At 62.3% G+C, this 632-nt stretch carries 1 protein-coding gene; it reads right to left on the reverse strand.

All coding sequences use genetic code 11. The features are described 5' to 3' along the window. On the reverse strand, positions 1 to 632 hold a 632-nt coding region (locus SMD27_RS24080; RefSeq protein WP_320511005.1), incomplete at both ends, for an aspartyl/asparaginyl beta-hydroxylase domain-containing protein.

The raw sequence follows: 632 nt of genomic DNA on the forward strand, positions 1-632 counted from the left end.
ACGCACGGCGGCTAGGAACAAATCGCCGAGCACCCTGCCGGGCTGCCGCAGCGGCCGCTTGAACTGCAGGAACAGCACAACCCGGGTTTCCGCCGTGTCATTCCAGACTTCATGCGGGTAGGTGTCATCGAATACCAGGCACTTGCCCTCTTCCCAGCGGAAGATCTTGTCGTCCACGGCGATGCGGCAGCCTTCGGTACCGGGCCGTGCCTGTCGAGGCACGATCAAGGCAAGATGACAGTTGATGAGGCGTTTTGAGACCACTTGATGGCGCGGTATATGCGTTCCCGGCGCCAAGATCGAAAAAAAGGCCGTGGTCAGCCCGGGCACGCAGTCCAGCGCCCAGGTGGTCTGCGGACAACGGGCGCAATTTGCCGGGACGGTGTAACCGAAGCCCCAAAGGAAGAAGGAGCGCCACTGCTCCCCTTTGGAAATCTTGTACTGGTCCGGCGACACGTCGTGAAACGCGGGAACCTCCTCGCCGCTCCTCACCAGCGCTTCAACCTCAGCGCGGATCGCCGGCCAATGCCGCTCCAGATTGCCGATCCAGGGAAACACATCATTGTCGAAGACCGCCGGATCGCCGACCTCGGAATGCGCCGCCAGAACCCGGTTCAGCCAAAGCCGGAGCC

This window comes from Dongia soli, from assembly GCF_034044715.1.
Lineage (GTDB): Bacteria > Pseudomonadota > Alphaproteobacteria > Dongiales > Dongiaceae > Dongia_B > Dongia_B soli.